Source organism: Pseudomonas sp. SB113, from assembly GCF_040754745.1.
GTDB classification, from domain to species: Bacteria; Pseudomonadota; Gammaproteobacteria; order Pseudomonadales; family Pseudomonadaceae; genus Aquipseudomonas; species Aquipseudomonas grimontii.
Map to the genome: position 1 here is coordinate 1 of NZ_JBFMHW010000230.1, position 411 is coordinate 411.

The following is a 411-nucleotide window of genomic DNA, read 5'->3' on the forward strand; positions in this document are numbered from 1 at the left end:
GGCCTGAACACTGCTGAGGCGCAGGGCGTTGTGCCGCCGCGCCTCGCCCTGCTAGCGCGCGAGGCTTGGAAACGCAGCTTCTACAGCGAAGGCCAGTTGGCTCGACTGCTGCAGCTTGATCGGCATGACATGAGAGAGGTTCTTGACGGCGCAGAGATGGAGGAAAGCGAAGCGAATGATTTCGTCAAACTTCCTCGCTGATCCCCGTACAGTTCTTGTGGCCGATGCCAGCGTCGTGATCAATCTCAACGCGACAGGATGCGCACGCGAAATCATCGCGGCCCTTCCGAACCGCTGGGCCGTAACAACGAACGCGCTGGCGGAGTTGGTCGGGGGGACGCGCAACGGACATGACGACGCCCGAGTCCTTCAGGCTTTGATCGACGACGGACTTATTGAACTTGTCCGCCT

Annotated in this window: 1 protein-coding gene and 1 pseudogene; both read left to right on the plus strand. The window is 60.6% G+C overall.

All coding sequences use genetic code 11. The annotated features are described in order from the left end of the window. Window positions 1–201 (plus strand): annotated as a pseudogene (locus tag AB1462_RS32310) (transcriptional regulator); the annotation flags it as partial. Continuing rightward, on the plus strand, window positions 176–411 hold a 236-nt coding region (locus tag AB1462_RS32315), incomplete at its 3' end, for a hypothetical protein (protein WP_367249199.1). The pseudogene AB1462_RS32310 and the gene AB1462_RS32315, both read left to right, overlap by 26 nt.